Here is a 15,026-nt window from a genome sequence, read left to right as displayed (position 1 = left end):
TGCTCTGACGCCCCGCGCCTGTCTGCGCTGGGGCGTTTCGTCGTTTCAGGGCTCTCAAGGCCAGTGGACCACTAGCCAAGAGAGGAGGCGACCATGGCGAAGCCCGACAAGGAGGCGGCCGTCGCCGAGATCGCGGAGAGCTTCCGCAGCAGCTCGGCCACAGTCGTTACCCAGTACACCGGCCTCTCCGTGTCCCAGCTGTCCCAGCTGCGCCGCGCTCTCGGCACCAATGCCAAGTACCGGGTCGCGAAGAACACCCTCGTCAAGCGTGCCGCCACGGACGCCGGAATCGAGGGTCTCGAGGACCTGTTCGTCGGCCCGACCGCGATCGCCTTCGTCGAAGGTGAAGCTGTTGACGCCGCGAAGGCGCTTCGCGACTTCGCGAAGGACAACAACGCGCTTGTGATCAAGGGCGGCTACATGGACGGCAAGACGCTGTCCGTGGACGAGATCACCAAGATCGCCGATCTCGACAGCCGTGAGGTCCTGCTCGCCAAGGCGGCGGGCGCGTTCAAGGCGAAGCTGTCCCAGGCCGCCGCGCTGTTCCAGGCGCCGGCGTCCCAGGTCGCCCGCCTGGCTGCCGCGCTGGAGGAGAAGCAGCGCAACGCCGGTACCGAAGCAGCCGAAGCACCCGCCGAGAGCTGAACACCCCCACCCCCGAACTTTTAGTTCGTTTCAGAGAGGAAAGCCACCATGGCGAAGCTGAGCACCGCCGAGCTGATCGACGCCTTCAAGGAGCTCACCCTTCTTGAGCTGTCCGAGTTCGTGAAGGAATTCGAGACCACCTTCGACGTGACCGCGGCCGCCCCGGCTGCCGTCGTCGCCGCCGCCCCGGGTGCCGCCCCCGCCGCGGCCGCCGAGGAGCAGGACGAGTTCGACGTCGTCCTCGAGTCCGCCGGTGACAAGAAGATCCAGGTCATCAAGGTCGTCCGTGAGGTCGTCTCCGGTCTGGGCCTGAAGGAGGCCAAGGAGCTGGTCGAGGCCGCTCCCAAGGCCCTCCTGGAGAAGGTCGACAAGGAGGCCGCCGAGGCCGCCAAGGAGAAGCTCGAGGCCGCGGGCGCCAAGATCACCATCAAGTGATCCCGGGCGCGTCAGCGCCTAACGCAGCACCGCCGAAGGGGCGGGCATCCACACGGATGCCCGCCCCTTCGCTGTCTCCGGCTCCTCCCGCCCCGACCTGCGTTTAGCCCCCTGATCGCGACGCGTAGCCACGCTAAGCATCTGGGCGCGCCCAGGGCATCGGATCGCGTTTAGCCCGCTAAACGCGATCCGCGCGGCGCGGAGGACGGCAGGGGCCCTGACCTGCGTTTAGCCCCCTAATCGCGATCCGGCCTGGGCAGTGCCGCTGTGGATCTGCGCGCGGGAGTGACGTGCACTACGGTGCTGCAAGCGGTGCACGGGCAGGCGGCGGGCTGCGCGAAAAGTTACCCGCGGGTCTGGCCAGAAAAGAAAACTGGTGAGTAACCTGTTCGCACTCAGCTCGTTGCACCTGGTTGACGCGGGTATCGCTGCGCGAACGCATGCGTCCTCCCGGGCCAGTGGCACGGGAAGGCAGTGCGCGACGACGCGGAACAGCTCCTGGAGGTGCGATGGGTGCCGAGGTGGTCATCGAAGGTCTTTCCAAGTCCTTCGGTAAGCAGGCCATCTGGCGGGACGTCACGCTGACCCTGCCTCCGGGCGAGGTTTCGGCGATGCTCGGTCCGTCCGGAACCGGTAAGTCCGTCTTCTTGAAGTCGATGATCGGTCTGCTCAAGCCGGACCGTGGCCGTTGCATGATCAACGGCGTCGACATCGTGACGTGCTCCGAACACCAGCTCTACGAGGTGCGCAAGCTCTTCGGCGTCCTTTTCCAGGACGGCGCGCTCTTCGGCTCGATGAACCTCTACGACAACGTGGCGTTCCCCCTGCGCGAGCACACGAAGAAGTCGGAGACCGAGGTCCGCCGGATCGTGCTCGAGAAGCTCGAGATGACCGGTCTCAACGGCGCCGACAAGAAGCTGCCCGGCGAGATCTCCGGCGGTATGCGCAAGCGCGCCGGGCTCGCCCGCGCCCTGGTGCTCGACCCGCAGATCATCCTGGTCGACGAGCCGGACTCCGGTCTCGACCCGGTCCGCACCACCTACATCTCCCAGCTCTTCCTCGACGTCAACGCGCAGATCGACGCGACGTTCCTGATCGTCACGCACAACATCAACCTCGCCCGCACCGTCCCGGACAACCTGGGCATGCTCTTCCGCAAGGAACTGGTCATGTTCGGCCCGCGCGAGGTGCTGCTGACCAGCGAGGAGCCGGTAGTCAAGCAGTTCCTCAACGGCAAGATGGACGGCCCCATCGGCATGAGCGAGGAGAAGGACTCGGCCCAGCTCGCCGCGGAGCGCGCGATGTTCGAGGCCGGTCACCACGCGGGCGGTGTCGAGGACGTCAGCGGGGTGCCGCCGCAGATGCAGCCGACGCCCGGCGTGCCGACCCGGATGGGCGCGGTCCGCCGCAAGGACCGCGTCATGCAGATCCTGCACGGCCTGCCGCCCGAGGCGCAGCAGAGCATCATCGAGTCGCTTTCCCCGGAGGAGCAGCAGCGCTACGGTGTCCGCCCGCAGCGCCTCGCGACCGCCGGCCACCGGTCGTCGCCCGCCGAGACCTCGATCCCGAACCACCACCAGGGCCAGCTGCCCGACGACCAGGTCGCCCACATCCCGCATCCCGGGAGAGCGGGCAACCACCGCTTGCGGCCACAAGATCCGGGGTCAGGTGGCGCGTGAGCTCTTCCGCTTCATCGGCGAAGATCCCCGGGATCGGCATGGTGCGCGAGACCGGGAACCTGTTCGCTCTCGGCCTCGACATCGTTCGTGGCATTTTCCAGCGCCCGTTCCAGCTGCGGGAGTTCATCCAGCAGGCCTGGTTCATCGCGAGCGTCACGATTCTGCCGACGGCGCTCGTCGCGATCCCGTTCGGCGCGGTCATCTCGCTGCAGTTCGGTTCGCTCGCCCGCCAGCTCGGCGCCCAGTCCTACACGGGCGCCGGGTCGGTGCTCGCCACCGTGCAGCAGGCCAGTCCGCTGGTCACGGCGCTGCTGGTCGCGGGCGCCGGCGGTAGCGCGGTCTGCGCGGACATCGGCGCGCGGACGATCCGCGAAGAGATCGACGCCATGGAGGTGCTCGGCGTCTCCGCGGTGCAGCGCCTGATCGTGCCGCGTGTGCTCGCGATGATGCTGGTGGCGCTCCTGCTGAACGGCATGGTCAGCGTCATCGGCGTGCTCGGCGGGTACTTCTTCAACGTCGTCCTCCAGGGCGGGACGCCGGGCGCGTACCTGGCGAGCTTCTCCGCGCTGGCCCAGCTGCCGGACCTCTGGGTCGGCGAGCTGAAGGCGCTGATCTTCGGCTTCATCGCCGCGGTCGTCGCCTCCTACCGGGGACTGAACCCGTCCGGCGGCCCGAAGGGCGTCGGTGACGCGGTGAACCAGTCGGTCGTCATCACGTTCCTCATGCTGTTCGTGGTGAACTTCGTGATCACGCTGATCTACCTGCAGATCGTGCCCGGAAAGCTGGACTGACGCATGACCTTCCTCCAGGGCGCCAAGCGGGTCGCCAACCGTCCTTTGCAGACTCTGGACAACCTCGGTGACCAGATGTCGTTCTACGGCCGCGCGTTGCTGTGGACGCCGAGGACGCTTCGCCGCTACATGAAAGAAGTTCTACGGCTGCTCGCCGAGGTGAGCTTCGGTTCCGGCTCGCTCGCGGTCATCGGCGGCACGGTCGGCGTGATGGTCGGCCTGACCCTGTTCACCGGTGTCCTCGTCGGTCTTCAGGGTTACTCGGCGCTGAACTCGATCGGCACCTCGGCCTTCACCGGCTTCCTGACCGCCTTCTTCAACACCCGCGAGATCGCCCCGCTGGTCGCCGGGCTCGCGCTTTCGGCGACGGTCGGCGCCGGGTTCACCGCCCAGCTGGGCGCGATGCGTATCTCGGAGGAGATCGACGCGCTCGAGGTCATGGGCGTGCCGAGCCTGCCGTACCTGGTGACCACGCGGATCATCGCCGGTTTCGTCGCGGTCATCCCGCTGTACGTCATCGGCCTGCTGAGTTCGTATCTCGCGTCGCGGTTGGTCGTTATCTACATCTACAACCAGTCAGCGGGTACCTACGACCATTACTTCGACCTGTTCCTACCGCCACAGGATGTGTTGTATTCCTTCATCAAGGTGCTGTTGTTCAGCGTCTTGATCATCCTGTCCCATTGCTATTTCGGATACCGGGCCTCCGGTGGCCCCGCCGGTGTCGGCGTGGCCGTCGGTAAAGCGGTCCGGCTGAGCATCGTCACGGTGTCCATCATGAACTTCTTCATCGGTTTCGCGATCTGGGGAACCGACGTCACGGTGAGGATCGCAGGATGATCGCGACAATCCGGCGCAGGCTGCTGGGCCTGCTTCTGGTCGCCGTGCTCATCGGCGGAGTGGCGCTGAGCATCGCGCTGTACCAAAGGGCGTTCACGCCCGTCGTCAGCGTGAAGCTCCAGTCGGGCAACATCGGGAACCAGTTGCTGAAGCAGTCCGACGTGAAGGTCCGCGGTCTGATCGTCGGTTCGGTGAAGGACATCGCCGCGACGCCGGACGGCGCCGAACTCACGCTCGCGCTGAATCCGGAGTCGGCGAAACTGATCCCCCAGAACGTTTCGGCGCGATTCCTGCCGAAGACCTTGTTCGGTGAGCGCTTCGTTTCCCTCGAAATCCCGGACGTGCCTTCGGAGAAGACGATCGCCGAGGGCGACGTGATCACCCAGGACCGTACGTCCGGCGCGGTCGAGCTGGAGCAGGCCTTCGCCCACCTGATGCCGGTCTTGCAGGCCGTCCAGCCGCAGAAGCTGTCGAGCACGCTTTCGGCGATCTCGACCGCGCTCAACGGCCGCGGCGACCAACTCGGCGACACCCTCGCGCAGCTCGGCAATTACGTCGGCGAACTGAACCCGCACGAGCCCAAGCTCCAGCAGAACCTCAAGGAGCTCGCGAAGTTCTCGGACAACCTCGACGCCGTCGCCCCGGATCTGGTGCAGACCCTGGACAACCTGAGCGCCACCACCCGCACCGTGGTTGACCAGAAGATGAACCTGGCGAACCTCTACGGCAGCGTCACCCAGGCTTCGGTCGATCTGCAGACGTTCCTGCGGAACAACGCGGACAACCTGATCCGGCTCGCCGACACCGCCCGCCCGACGGCGGAGCTGCTGGCGAAGTACTCGCCGGAGTACCCGTGCGTGATCGGGCAGATGGCGGCCAACCTGCCGAAGATCGACAAGGCCCTCGGCAAGGGCACCGACCGGCCCGGTCTGCACGCGACCATCGAGGTCACCGTCAACCGCGGGCCGTACCTGCCGGGCAAGGACGAGCCGAGGTTCGAGGACAAACGCGGTCCGCGCTGCTACGACCTGAAGCAGTTCCCGGACCCGTTCCCGCAGTACCCGCCGGACGGCCCGATCAAGGACGGCAGCACGGTCAAACCCCCGGCACGCTCGGCGAACGACGGTCTCTCGCCTTCGAACGGCTTCGCGAACTACGGCGGCTACAACGGCGGGGGAGCGCCCGGCGGTAGCCCGTCCTACAGCGCGTCCGAATCGGACTTCCTCGCGCAGCTGGTCGCCCCGCAAGTCGGCATGGCCGCGTCGGACGTGCCCGGCTGGGGCTCGCTGCTCGTCGGCCCGCTCTATCGAGGAGCGGAGGTGCACGTCAAATGAGGGGTCTGCTCGCTCCGCTGATCAAACTCGGCGCCTTCATCGTCGTCACCGTGCTGTTCACGACCATCCTCGGGATCAGCATCGCCAACGTGAACACCACCAGCACCAACGCCTACAAGGCGCGGTTCAGCGACGCGACCCTCGTGCTGCCCAACGACGACGTCCGCATCGCCGGTGTCCGGGTCGGGCAGGTCAAGGAGGTCCGCATCGTCGACCGGCGTCAGGCCGAGATCGAGTTCGAAGTGGACGCCGGCCGCAAACTGCCCGCCGGGGTGACCGCGCAGATCAAGTTCCGGAACCTGGTCGGCCAGCGCTACCTCTCGCTCGGGCAGGGCACCGACACCTCCGGCAAGACACTGGAGCCCGGCGGGAACATCCCGCTGGAGCGGACCACGCCCGCGCTCGACCTGACGCAGTTGTTCAACGGGTTCAAGCCGCTGTTCACCGCGCTCAACCCGGACGACATCAACAAGCTGTCCTACGAGGTCATCCAGGTCCTTCAGGGCGAGGGCGGCACGGTCGAAAGCCTGTTGAAGCACACCGCGTCGCTGGCCACCACGATCGCCGACAAGGACAAGGTGATCGGCGAGGTCATCGACAACCTGAACTCGGTGCTCGACACGGTCAACGCGCATACGCCGCAGCTGAACGACCTGATCGTCAAGCTGCAGCAGCTGGTCTCCGGGCTGGCCGCGGACCGCGAGCCGATCGGCGACGCCATCGACTCGCTCGGCACCCTCGCCCAGACGACCTCCGGTCTCCTCGGCGAGGCCCGCGAGCCGCTCAAGCAGGACATCGCCGCGCTCGGCACGCTGTCGAAGAACCTCAACGACAGCCAGCCGATCGTCGAGCACTTCATCCAGTTCCTGCCGCAGAAGGTGACGGCGCTGACCCGCACCGCCGACTACGGCTCCTGGTTCAACTTCTTCGCCTGTGAGATGACGGGAGCCGTCGCCCTGCCTCCGCTGATCAACGAGCCGATCAACCTGCCGCTGCTGCCGGTGAACCGGGCGAGGTGCACGGCATGAAGTCGTTCCAGAAACGCAATCCGATCCCGATCGCGCTCGTCGGCATCTCGGTGCTGCTGCTCGGTTTCCTCGCCGCGCTCAACTCGGAGGACCTGCCGGTCATCGGCGGCGGGACGACGTACTCCGCGGACTTCAGCGAGGCTTCGGGCCTGCAGGAGGACAACGACGTCCGGGTCGCCGGCGTGAAGGTCGGCAAGGTCTCCGAGATCAAGCTCGACGGCGACAAGGTCCGGATCTCCTTCAAGGTCAAGGATGCCTGGCTGGGTGACAAGACCAGCGCGGCCATCAAGATCAAGACCGTGCTCGGTCAGAAGTACCTGGCGCTCGACCCGCAGGGGCAGCGCACGCTCGACCCGAGCGCGACGATCCCGCGTGAGCGCACGATGTCGCCGTTCGACGTCCTCGACGCCTTCCGCGGGCTTTCGCAGACCGTCGACGACATCGACACGACGCAGCTGGCGAAGAGCTTCGACGTCATCACGGACACGTTCGCGGACACCCCGGCCGACGTGAAGGGCGCCCTGAACGGCCTTTCCCGGCTTTCGGACACCATCGCCAAGCGTGACTCGCAGCTGTCGAGCCTGCTCGCGAACACGCGGCAGGTCTCGCAGACGCTCGTCGACCGCGACGCCGAGTTCCAGAAGCTGCTCGCCGACGGCAACAAGCTGCTCGGCGAGGTGTCCCGCCGCAAGGACGCGATCTCCGCGCTGCTGGACGGCTCGCGCAACCTCGCCACCCAGCTCAAGGGCCTGGTCGACGACAACGACGCGCAGCTCGACCCGGTGCTCACCCAGCTCGACCAGCTGACCTCGATGCTCCAGCGCAACCAGGACGCCCTCGGCCAGGGCATCGCGCGGTTCGCGCCGTTCATCCGGGTGTTCACGAACACGATCGGCAACGGCCGCTGGTTCGACAACTACATCTGCGGACTGGTCCTGCCGTCGTTCGGGCCGATCAACGAGAAGGGGTGCTACGAGAAATGAGTACCCGTCTCGGAGCCGGACTGGCTCGCGGCTTCACCATCGCGATCGTGCTCGCGCTGGTCGTCGCCGGCGCGCTGTGGTGGACGCTCAAGGACGCCGGCCGCAACCACGTGACCGCGTACTTCGCCGGCACCGTCGGCCTCTACGAGGGCAACAGTGTCCGCATGCTCGGCGTCGACATGGGCACGGTCACCAAGATCCAGCCGATGGGCAACCAGGTCCGCGTCGAACTCGAGTACGACCGTTCGGTGGCCGTGCCCGCGGACGCGAAGGCGATCATCGTGTCGCCGTCCCTGGTCAGCGACCGCTATGTGCAGCTCGCCCCGGCCTACAAGGGCGGTCCGCGGATCGCCGACGGCGCGGTCATCGGGCTCGACCGCACCGAGGTGCCCCTGGAAGTCGACGAACTCGCCGCCAGCCTCTCCCGGGTCAGCAAGTCGCTCGGGCCCAACGGCGCCAACAAGAACGGTTCGCTGTCGAACCTGCTCGACACCGCCGCGAAGAACTTCGACGGCAACGGGCAGGCGCTGCACGACACGATCACGAAACTCGGCCAGGCGGCGGGCACGTTGTCCGGGAACAAGGACGATCTGTTCAAGACCGTCGAGAACCTCGGCTCCTTCTCGCAGACGCTGGTGAACAGCGACAAGCAGGTCCGCGACTTCGAGCGGCAGCTCGCCGACGTCAGCGGATTCCTCGCGGGGGAGCGGGAGAACCTCTCGGCCACGGTGAAGCAGCTGTCCGACACGCTCACCGCGGTGCAGGCGTTCATCGAGAAGAACCGCGACCGGCTCAAGTCCAATGTGGACAAGCTGGCCAGTGTGACCAAGGTGCTCGTGGATCAGCGCGGCGCGCTCGCCGAGATCCTCGACGTCGCCCCGGTCGGCCTCGGGAACCTGGTCAACACCTACAACGCCTCGTCGGGCACGCTCGACGCGCGGGCCAACCTCAACGAGCTCACCCAGCCGCCGCTGGTGATGGTGTGCAACCTGCTCAAGCAGACCCCGGACGCGCTCGACGCGCTGGGCGACGCGTGCAAGGGGGTCGCCGGACTGGTCGACGGGCTGGTGCCGCTGCCGTCGATCGCGCAGGTGATCCAGTCTTCGCAGGCGGGCCAGTTGCCGCCGCTTCCGCTCCCGATCGCCGGTGAGCTCTACGGTTCGGGGGCGAAGTGATGAAGAAGATCGCTCTTATCGCCTCCGGGACGGTCGCGGCGCTGACGTTGAGCGGCTGCGGGTTCAGCGGGATCTACGACGTCCCGCTGCCCGGTGGCGCCGAACTCGGCGACCACCCGTACACGGTCAAGGTGCAGTTCCGGGACGTGCTCGACCTGACCCCGCAGGCCGGGGTGAAGGTCAACGAGGTCGCCATCGGCCGTGTCGAAGCGATCGGGCTGACCCAGGACGGCTGGAACGCCGAGGTCACCCTCCGGGTCAACGGCGACGTGAAGCTGCCGGCGAACGCGCTCGCCAACGTCAAGCAGTCCAGCCTCCTCGGTGAGAAGTACGTCGAGCTGGCGGCGCCCGCCGACGGGCAGGGCAAGCTCGCCGACAACGCCGTGATCCCGCTGGCCCGCACGAACCGCAGCGTCGAGGTCGAAGAACTGCTCGGCGCGCTTTCGCTGCTGCTCAACGGTGGCGGGGTCGAACAGCTCAACACCATCACCAAGGAACTCAACAACGCCACCACCGGCCGCTCGCCGGAGCTCAAGGCGCTGCTGAACAACACCAACGAGCTGGTCACGAACCTGGACAAGCAGTCCGCGAACATCACGCGGGCGCTCGACGGGCTGAACCGGCTCTCGCTCACCCTGAACGGCCAGAAGGACAAGCTGGTCGGCGCGGTCGACAACCTCGGCCCCGGTCTCGGCGTGCTGGAGCAGCAGCGCGGTCAGCTGGTGACCATGCTGAACGCGCTCAACCACCTCTCCGGGGTCGCCGTCGACACGGTGAACAAGAGCAAGGAAGACCTCGTCGCCGACCTCAAGGCGCTGCAGCCGACGCTGCAGAAGCTCGGCGAGGCGGGCTCGGATCTGCCGAAGGCGCTGGAGATCCTGCTGACCTTCCCGTTCAGCGACGCCGCCTACGACGGCGTCAAGGGCGACTACTTCAACCTGTTCGCGAAGATCGACCTGAACCTGAACGAGATCCTCAAGAACCTCGGCCGCAGCCGGGAGAACCCGCTCAAGGACGCCATCCCGGTCCCGGGGCTGACCGGCGGCACCGAAGGGCCGGGCGCGAACCCGCCGCTGCCGATCCCGGACAGCGTCGGCGGTGTCGCCGGCGGCCAGGCGAGCGCGCCGCAGGGCGGCGGACAGCCGCAACAGACCGGACCCGCCGGTATCTTCGGCGTGCTGTCGGGAGGTGCCGGCTGATGCTGGTCCGTAGGACGAAGATCCAGCTGGTCGCGTTCGCGATCATCTCCGTGGTCGCCATCGTGTACGCGCTGATCCGGTTCGCCGGGCTCGGCCAGGTCTTCGGCGACGAGGGCTACACGGTGAAACTGCAGCTCAAGCAGTCGGGCGGCATCTTCCAGAACGCCGAGGTCACGTACCGGGGCTTCAACATCGGCCGGGTCGGCGAACTGCGCCTGACCAAGACCGGGCTGGAGGCGGACCTCAACATCTCGCCGGACGCCCCGCGGGTGCCCGCCGATCTCGATGCCGTCGTCGCGAACCGGTCGGCGGTCGGTGAACAGTTCGTCGACCTGCGGCCGAAGAGCGAGAACGGGCCGTTCCTGAACTCGGGTTCGGTCATCCCGGCCGACAAGGTCAAGACGCCCGTGCCCACCGAGCAGCTCATCGGTGACCTCGACAGCCTCGCGGCCTCGGTACCGACCGACTCGCTGCGCAAGGTCGTCGACGAGTCGTACAACGCCTTCAACGGCACCGGCCCGGACCTGCAGCGGCTGCTCGACACCGCGCGGAGCTTCACCGCGACCGCGCAGGAGTATCTGCCGCAGACCGTCCAGCTGCTGGAAAAGGGCGGGCAGGTCCTCGAAACGCAGAACGACATGGCGAGCTCGATGAAGTCGTTCAGCGCGGACCTCAACAAGCTCTCCGGCACACTGAAGAACTCCGACGCCGACATCCGGAAGCTGATCGGCATCACCCCGCAGGTGGCGAACCAGATCAGCGAGGTGCTCGCCGAATCCGGACCGGGGCTGGGCGCGCTGACGGCGAACCTGCTCACGACGTCGAACCTGCTGGTGACCCGGCTCGACGGGCTCGAGCAGGGCCTGGTGACGTACCCGATGCTGGCCGCGGGCGCGAACAGCGTCGCCAACGACGGCACCGCGCACCTGGGCCTCGCGCTCAACCTGTTCAACCCGCCTTCGTGTACCAAGGGTTACATCGGCCTCGACAAGTACCGCGAAGGCACCGACACGACGCCTCGCGCGCCGAAGGACGACGCGTACTGCGCCGAGCCGAAGGGCAGCCCGATCAACGTGCGCGGTTCGCAGAACGTGCCGTACAACGGGGTCCCGCAGATCCCGTCGGAAGGCGACGTCGCGGCGAACGCCGGCCGCTCGGCCGAGGAACTGGCCAGCCTGCGCGCGGCACAGGGCATGCCGAGCGTCCTGCAGAGCCCCGGGGTCAGCCTGCCCACCCTCGGCACGCTGCTGGGCCTGCCCGGCTGAGGCCGAGACCGTATATCTAACCTGGAGTGTCATGAGTTCTTCTCGATCGCGGACCCTGGTCCTCGGGGCGGCGGCGTTCGCGCTCGCCGCCTTCGTCGCCGCGGCGATCTTCGGTGTCATGTGGGCCGTGGCCGCGTCGGACGACAACGCCGACCTGGCGCGCTCGCGGGACGAAGTGGTCAGGGCGGGCGGCACCGCGATCAAGGCGTACACCGAGGTCGACTTCGAGAAACTCGACGAGTTCTTCGCCAAGCAGAAGGCCGTCTCCGACGACAAGATGAGCCAGCAACTGGCCCAGCTGGAGCCGACCTACCGCAAGGCGCTCGGCGATGCGAAGACCAAGGTCGTGACCACCATCCAGGACATCGCGGTCGAGGAGCTCGACGACCACGAGGGCAAGGCGAGCTTCCTCGCCGCCATCTCCACCCAGGTCACCCAGGGCGACAAGGCGAGCTCGAAGGCGCTGCGCCTGGAGGTCTCGATGACCAGGGTCGGCGATGAGTGGAAGCTGTCCGGGATCGACAACGTGCCCCTCGTCGCGGCCGGTCAGTAAGAGCGTCACCTAGAACGGAGCCACGTAGTGCCCCCCTCCCGTCGCCAGCCCCCTCGCAGCACTCCGCCGGTGCGCCGCCCCCGGGTGGCCGGCCTGCGACGGCCCGGTGCGTCTCCTGCTCCCGCCTCTCCCGAAGTCCCAGCTTCAGAGGTCGAGGTCGACGAAACGCCGGCGCCGGTTCGCCGCCCGTCGCCGCGACCGGCTCCGCGTCCTGCCCCTGAACCCGAGCCTGAGGCCGTTGAGACGGCTGAGCCCGTTGAGGCTGAGGCTGAGCCTGAGGTGGCCGCTGTCGAGGTCCCCGAAGAGCCCTCCGAAGACGAGGTTGTCGCGAAGCCGAGCCCGCGTGCGAAGGTCCGCGCGGCTGCCGAAGAGAAGCCGGACGACCTCGAAGAAGCCGAAGCCGAGGTCGCTTCCGATGAGGATTCAGACTCTTCGGAGACCAAGAAGCCGGGTTCCAGGCAGCTGATCCTGGCGGGTGCGCTGGTCGTCGTCGGACTGCTGCTGGCCGCGACCGCGGTGCTCTTCAAGATCCAGGCCGACGAGGTGTCCAGCTCGACGGACAACACCGCGCTGCTGGACGTCGCGAAGACCGCGCAGGTCAAGGACCAGGTCGCGAAGGCGACCGAGGCGCTGTTCTCGTACGACTACAACAACATCGCGAAGACCGAGACCGCGGCGGGTGACCTGCTGGTCAACGACGAGGTGCGGGCGAAGTACAACCTGCTGATGGGCGAGGTCAAGCGGCTGGCCCCGCAGCAGAAGATGGTCGTGACCTGCAAGGTCACCCGCAGCGCCGTCATCCGGCTGGAAGGCGACCGGGCCGACGTGATGGTGTTCGTCGACCAGAGCTCGACGCGGGCCGACACGAACAAGACCACCGCCGGGAGCGCGCAGCTGCACTTGAACGCGGAGCTGCAGGGCGACAAGTGGAAGATCACGGCGATGAACACCTACGCCGCTCCGCCCAACCCGGCCGCTTCCTCGGCCCCCGCCGCACCCCCGGCCCCCTCGAAGTGACCCCGCCCGGACCGCGTTTAGCCCGCTGAACGCGATCCGCCATGGTGAGCCGCCCAAGACGTCAACGGTCCACAAGGGACACTAGCTCTCGTCAGGGCGCTTGCGCGGGTCGTGAGTGGGGTTTCGGGTTCTAACCCGAAACCCCACTCACGACCACCTGCGCCGACCATGCCACGTTTGCCTTACCCCTCAATAACCGTCCTTATCACTCACGACAGACATGAACCGGACGCTCAACTGGTGCGGCATGTCACTTGTGGACACTTCCTGGGAGGTCGGCTCGGTTCAGAAACCGCGCAGATAGGTGTCAATCAGACGTTTCACCGTCAAAGAGGGATCCCTCGCGGACAGCTACGGCCGGTTCTGTCGTCTTGGGCTCGCCCCGCCCGAATGCCCAACGGCATCATCAGACGTCGCGCGCTGTGGCATTCGCGACACACACCGAGACCATGGACCTCGCTCAGCGCCACGTCGGAGCGCAGCGAAGGGGCCCTTCCCCGTATTCGAGGAGGCCTTCGCGATACCCCGGGTACTGACCGCCGTGCATCGCCGATCACGCCAGCCTCACGATTCACGTGCCGACCCGAACCGTCACTCACGCCCCCGGCACCCGCTGACGTTCCGGCCGGATCGCGTTTAGCGGGCTAAACGCGATCCGGCCCTGAGCAGAGTGCTTCAGCGGCGCAGCGCGTACCGCGCCTCCTTGGCCTGTTTCGCGATCTTCCGGTCTGGGTGGTCCTCGGCGATCACGTCGAGCAGTTCCAGCCTGGCCGGGTGGGCGGCCGACGCGAGAACCTCGATGACACTCGCCTGGTCATCCATTGAGCGCAGCTCATCGAGGAAGCCGCCCAACTCGTGCAACGCCGCGAAATGGTCGGCGAACCCGAGGGCCATTTCCTCAGGGGCGATCGTCTCCGGGGTGACCGCGCCTCGCTCGACCAACCAGACCGCCGCCGCCGCTCCGGCGACTCCGCCCTCGGATCGGACGCGGGCGCCGGCGGTCAAACCAGGGTCTCCGGCTTCGGTCAGGGTCAGGAAGGCGAGGAGTCGCTCGGATGGGCTTTCGGTCCGGCGAAGGAACTCCGCGGCCTCATGAGCGGCGTCGCCCGGAGAACGGTGGTTCACCCATGCCCTGATCTCGGCTTCCATCACCTCGGGTGAGGACAGCGAGAGACGGGCGAAAATCTCGTCGAGACCCACACCGGCCAGCTCGCCCACTACCGGCGCGTCGATCCCCGACTCACGGAGCATCCGATTGGTCGCCCACAGCCCGATCGGCGTCAGTCCGACGAGCGTCGGGTCGGGGGCCGCCTTGCCGGTCAGTTCGGCCAGCTTGGCCAGCTCCGCCGGGTCGGTCGTCGTGCTCCGTTCGACCGCGCCGAGCCGTTCCATCAGATCCAGCGTGAGCATGAGGCCGTGCCGCCACTCGGGATCGGGTTCGACGCCAAGGTCGAGTCCGGCGAGCAGCGACGGCATTTCATCGGCGAGTTCATAGACGAGTTCAAGGGGGATCAGGCTGTCGGCCGCCGAATACAGCGTCATCCGGAGCGCGGCCAGGAACTGGGGGAATACGAGGCCGAAGGAAAACGGTACCGGGTGTTCCTCGGCGACGAAGCCGTAACCGGCTTCCTCCATCGCCCGGTAGGCCCGCTCCCAGAGCTCTAGCGGTTGTTTGAGCAACTTCGCGTTTTTCTTCATCGGCACGTGGGCGCCCTTGTGGATCCGGACCAGGCCGCACGCTTCAGCCCAGCGAGGAATCACGGTCATTCTCGGCTCGCCTGTGCCGCTCAGTTCCGCGACGTAGCGTCGTAGCTCCCGCAAAGCGGCGCTGCGTTCCGCCGCATCCAGAAGTTCGGCCGCGGAAGGCAGTAACACGGGCGCCTCGGCTGGCATCTCATCGTCTTCCAAGTCCAGATCAAGCTCGCACGCTCGGCACATCACCCCAGTTTCCCAATCCGCGTCCAGCATCCGCTCTTGGCCCCCGGATCGCGTTTAGGGGGCTAAACGCGATCCGGGGCCTCTTTCCTGTGCGTCGCACCAGCCGGCTCACCGGTCACAGCCGCCACACGCCCCGGAGCGCCC

Annotated in this window: 14 protein-coding genes; 13 read left to right on the top strand and 1 reads right to left on the bottom strand. The window is 67.1% G+C overall.

The window, feature by feature from the left end; translation table 11 throughout:
* The first annotated feature begins 93 nt into the window (after positions 1-93).
* From rplJ to AC069H_RS25235, 13 genes are all read left to right on the top strand, one after another.
* On the top strand, positions 94-645 hold the full coding sequence (gene rplJ / locus AC069H_RS25295; RefSeq protein WP_034304192.1) for a 50S ribosomal protein L10: 552 nt from the start codon (positions 94-96) through the stop codon (positions 643-645).
* Positions 646-693: 48 nt separating this feature from the next.
* Positions 694-1,080: a 50S ribosomal protein L7/L12 gene (gene rplL / locus AC069H_RS25290; protein WP_034304194.1), complete on the top strand. Its 387-nt coding sequence runs from the start codon at positions 694-696 to the stop codon at positions 1,078-1,080.
* Between the two features lie 509 nt (positions 1,081-1,589).
* A complete protein-coding gene (locus AC069H_RS25285) occupies positions 1,590-2,759 on the top strand; it encodes an ABC transporter ATP-binding protein (protein ID WP_478224950.1) in 1,170 nt (389 codons plus the stop codon).
* Between the two features lie 38 nt (positions 2,760-2,797).
* Positions 2,798-3,550, top strand: coding sequence for an MlaE family ABC transporter permease (locus AC069H_RS25280; RefSeq protein WP_125732839.1), 753 nt, complete (start codon positions 2,798-2,800; stop codon positions 3,548-3,550).
* 3 nt (positions 3,551-3,553) lie between these two features.
* Positions 3,554-4,390 (top strand): MlaE family ABC transporter permease, encoded by an 837-nt coding sequence (locus tag AC069H_RS25275; RefSeq protein ID WP_016331063.1) that lies wholly within the window; start codon positions 3,554-3,556, stop codon positions 4,388-4,390.
* Positions 4,387-5,724 (top strand): MCE family protein, encoded by a 1,338-nt coding sequence (locus AC069H_RS25270; protein ID WP_478234000.1) that lies wholly within the window; start codon positions 4,387-4,389, stop codon positions 5,722-5,724. Before AC069H_RS25275 ends, AC069H_RS25270 begins: the two co-directional genes overlap by 4 nt.
* A complete protein-coding gene (locus tag AC069H_RS25265; protein ID WP_478224952.1) occupies positions 5,721-6,752 on the top strand; it encodes an MCE family protein in 1,032 nt (343 codons plus the stop codon). The genes AC069H_RS25270 and AC069H_RS25265 overlap by 4 nt, the downstream gene beginning before the upstream one ends.
* Positions 6,749-7,735, top strand: a complete 987-nt coding sequence (locus tag AC069H_RS25260) for an MCE family protein (protein WP_478233999.1) — start codon at positions 6,749-6,751, stop codon at positions 7,733-7,735. Before AC069H_RS25265 ends, AC069H_RS25260 begins: the two co-directional genes overlap by 4 nt.
* On the top strand, positions 7,732-8,910 hold the full coding sequence (locus tag AC069H_RS25255) for an MCE family protein (protein ID WP_340684773.1): 1,179 nt from the start codon (positions 7,732-7,734) through the stop codon (positions 8,908-8,910). Before AC069H_RS25260 ends, AC069H_RS25255 begins: the two co-directional genes overlap by 4 nt.
* Complete coding sequence (locus AC069H_RS25250) at positions 8,910-10,109, top strand: MCE family protein (protein WP_478224954.1); 1,200 nt, start codon at positions 8,910-8,912, stop codon at positions 10,107-10,109. Before AC069H_RS25255 ends, AC069H_RS25250 begins: the two co-directional genes overlap by 1 nt.
* Entirely contained in the window at positions 10,109-11,374 is a 1,266-nt protein-coding gene (locus AC069H_RS25245; RefSeq protein WP_478224955.1) for an MCE family protein, read from the top strand. Before AC069H_RS25250 ends, AC069H_RS25245 begins: the two co-directional genes overlap by 1 nt.
* Before the next feature lie 31 nt (positions 11,375-11,405).
* Positions 11,406-11,927 (top strand): hypothetical protein, encoded by a 522-nt coding sequence (locus AC069H_RS25240; RefSeq protein ID WP_478224956.1) that lies wholly within the window; start codon positions 11,406-11,408, stop codon positions 11,925-11,927.
* An 84-nt stretch (positions 11,928-12,011) separates the two neighbouring features.
* A complete protein-coding gene (locus AC069H_RS25235; protein WP_478234058.1) occupies positions 12,012-12,944 on the top strand; it encodes a hypothetical protein in 933 nt (310 codons plus the stop codon).
* A 675-nt stretch (positions 12,945-13,619) separates the two neighbouring features.
* Here the strand turns inward: AC069H_RS25235 and AC069H_RS25230 are convergent.
* Positions 13,620-14,912, bottom strand: a complete 1,293-nt coding sequence (locus AC069H_RS25230; RefSeq protein WP_478233998.1) for a hypothetical protein — start codon at positions 14,910-14,912, stop codon at positions 13,620-13,622.
* Positions 14,913-15,026: the final 114 nt, after the last annotated feature.

The organism is Amycolatopsis sp. NPDC043887 (assembly GCF_056435665.1).
This window is presented reverse-complemented; position numbering and strand designations above follow the sequence as displayed.

What these genes read in the sequence shown, in the direction of transcription:
- rplJ (WP_034304192.1), top strand. Translation starts at nt 94, where the DNA reads ATGGCGAAGCCCGACAAGGAGGCGGCCGTCGCCGAGATCGCGGAGAGC.
- rplL (WP_034304194.1), top strand. Translation starts at nt 694, where the DNA reads ATGGCGAAGCTGAGCACCGCCGAGCTGATCGACGCCTTCAAGGAGCTC.
- AC069H_RS25285 (WP_478224950.1), top strand. Translation starts at nt 1,590, where the DNA reads ATGGGTGCCGAGGTGGTCATCGAAGGTCTTTCCAAGTCCTTCGGTAAG.
- AC069H_RS25280 (WP_125732839.1), top strand. Translation starts at nt 2,798, where the DNA reads ATGGTGCGCGAGACCGGGAACCTGTTCGCTCTCGGCCTCGACATCGTT.
- AC069H_RS25275 (WP_016331063.1), top strand. Translation starts at nt 3,554, where the DNA reads ATGACCTTCCTCCAGGGCGCCAAGCGGGTCGCCAACCGTCCTTTGCAG.
- AC069H_RS25270 (WP_478234000.1), top strand. Translation starts at nt 4,387, where the DNA reads ATGATCGCGACAATCCGGCGCAGGCTGCTGGGCCTGCTTCTGGTCGCC.
- AC069H_RS25265 (WP_478224952.1), top strand. Translation starts at nt 5,721, where the DNA reads ATGAGGGGTCTGCTCGCTCCGCTGATCAAACTCGGCGCCTTCATCGTC.
- AC069H_RS25260 (WP_478233999.1), top strand. Translation starts at nt 6,749, where the DNA reads ATGAAGTCGTTCCAGAAACGCAATCCGATCCCGATCGCGCTCGTCGGC.
- AC069H_RS25255 (WP_340684773.1), top strand. Translation starts at nt 7,732, where the DNA reads ATGAGTACCCGTCTCGGAGCCGGACTGGCTCGCGGCTTCACCATCGCG.
- AC069H_RS25250 (WP_478224954.1), top strand. Translation starts at nt 8,910, where the DNA reads ATGAAGAAGATCGCTCTTATCGCCTCCGGGACGGTCGCGGCGCTGACG.
- AC069H_RS25245 (WP_478224955.1), top strand. Translation starts at nt 10,109, where the DNA reads ATGCTGGTCCGTAGGACGAAGATCCAGCTGGTCGCGTTCGCGATCATC.
- AC069H_RS25240 (WP_478224956.1), top strand. Translation starts at nt 11,406, where the DNA reads ATGAGTTCTTCTCGATCGCGGACCCTGGTCCTCGGGGCGGCGGCGTTC.
- AC069H_RS25230 (WP_478233998.1), bottom strand. Translation starts at nt 14,912, where the DNA reads ATGCTGGACGCGGATTGGGAAACTGGGGTGATGTGCCGAGCGTGCGAG.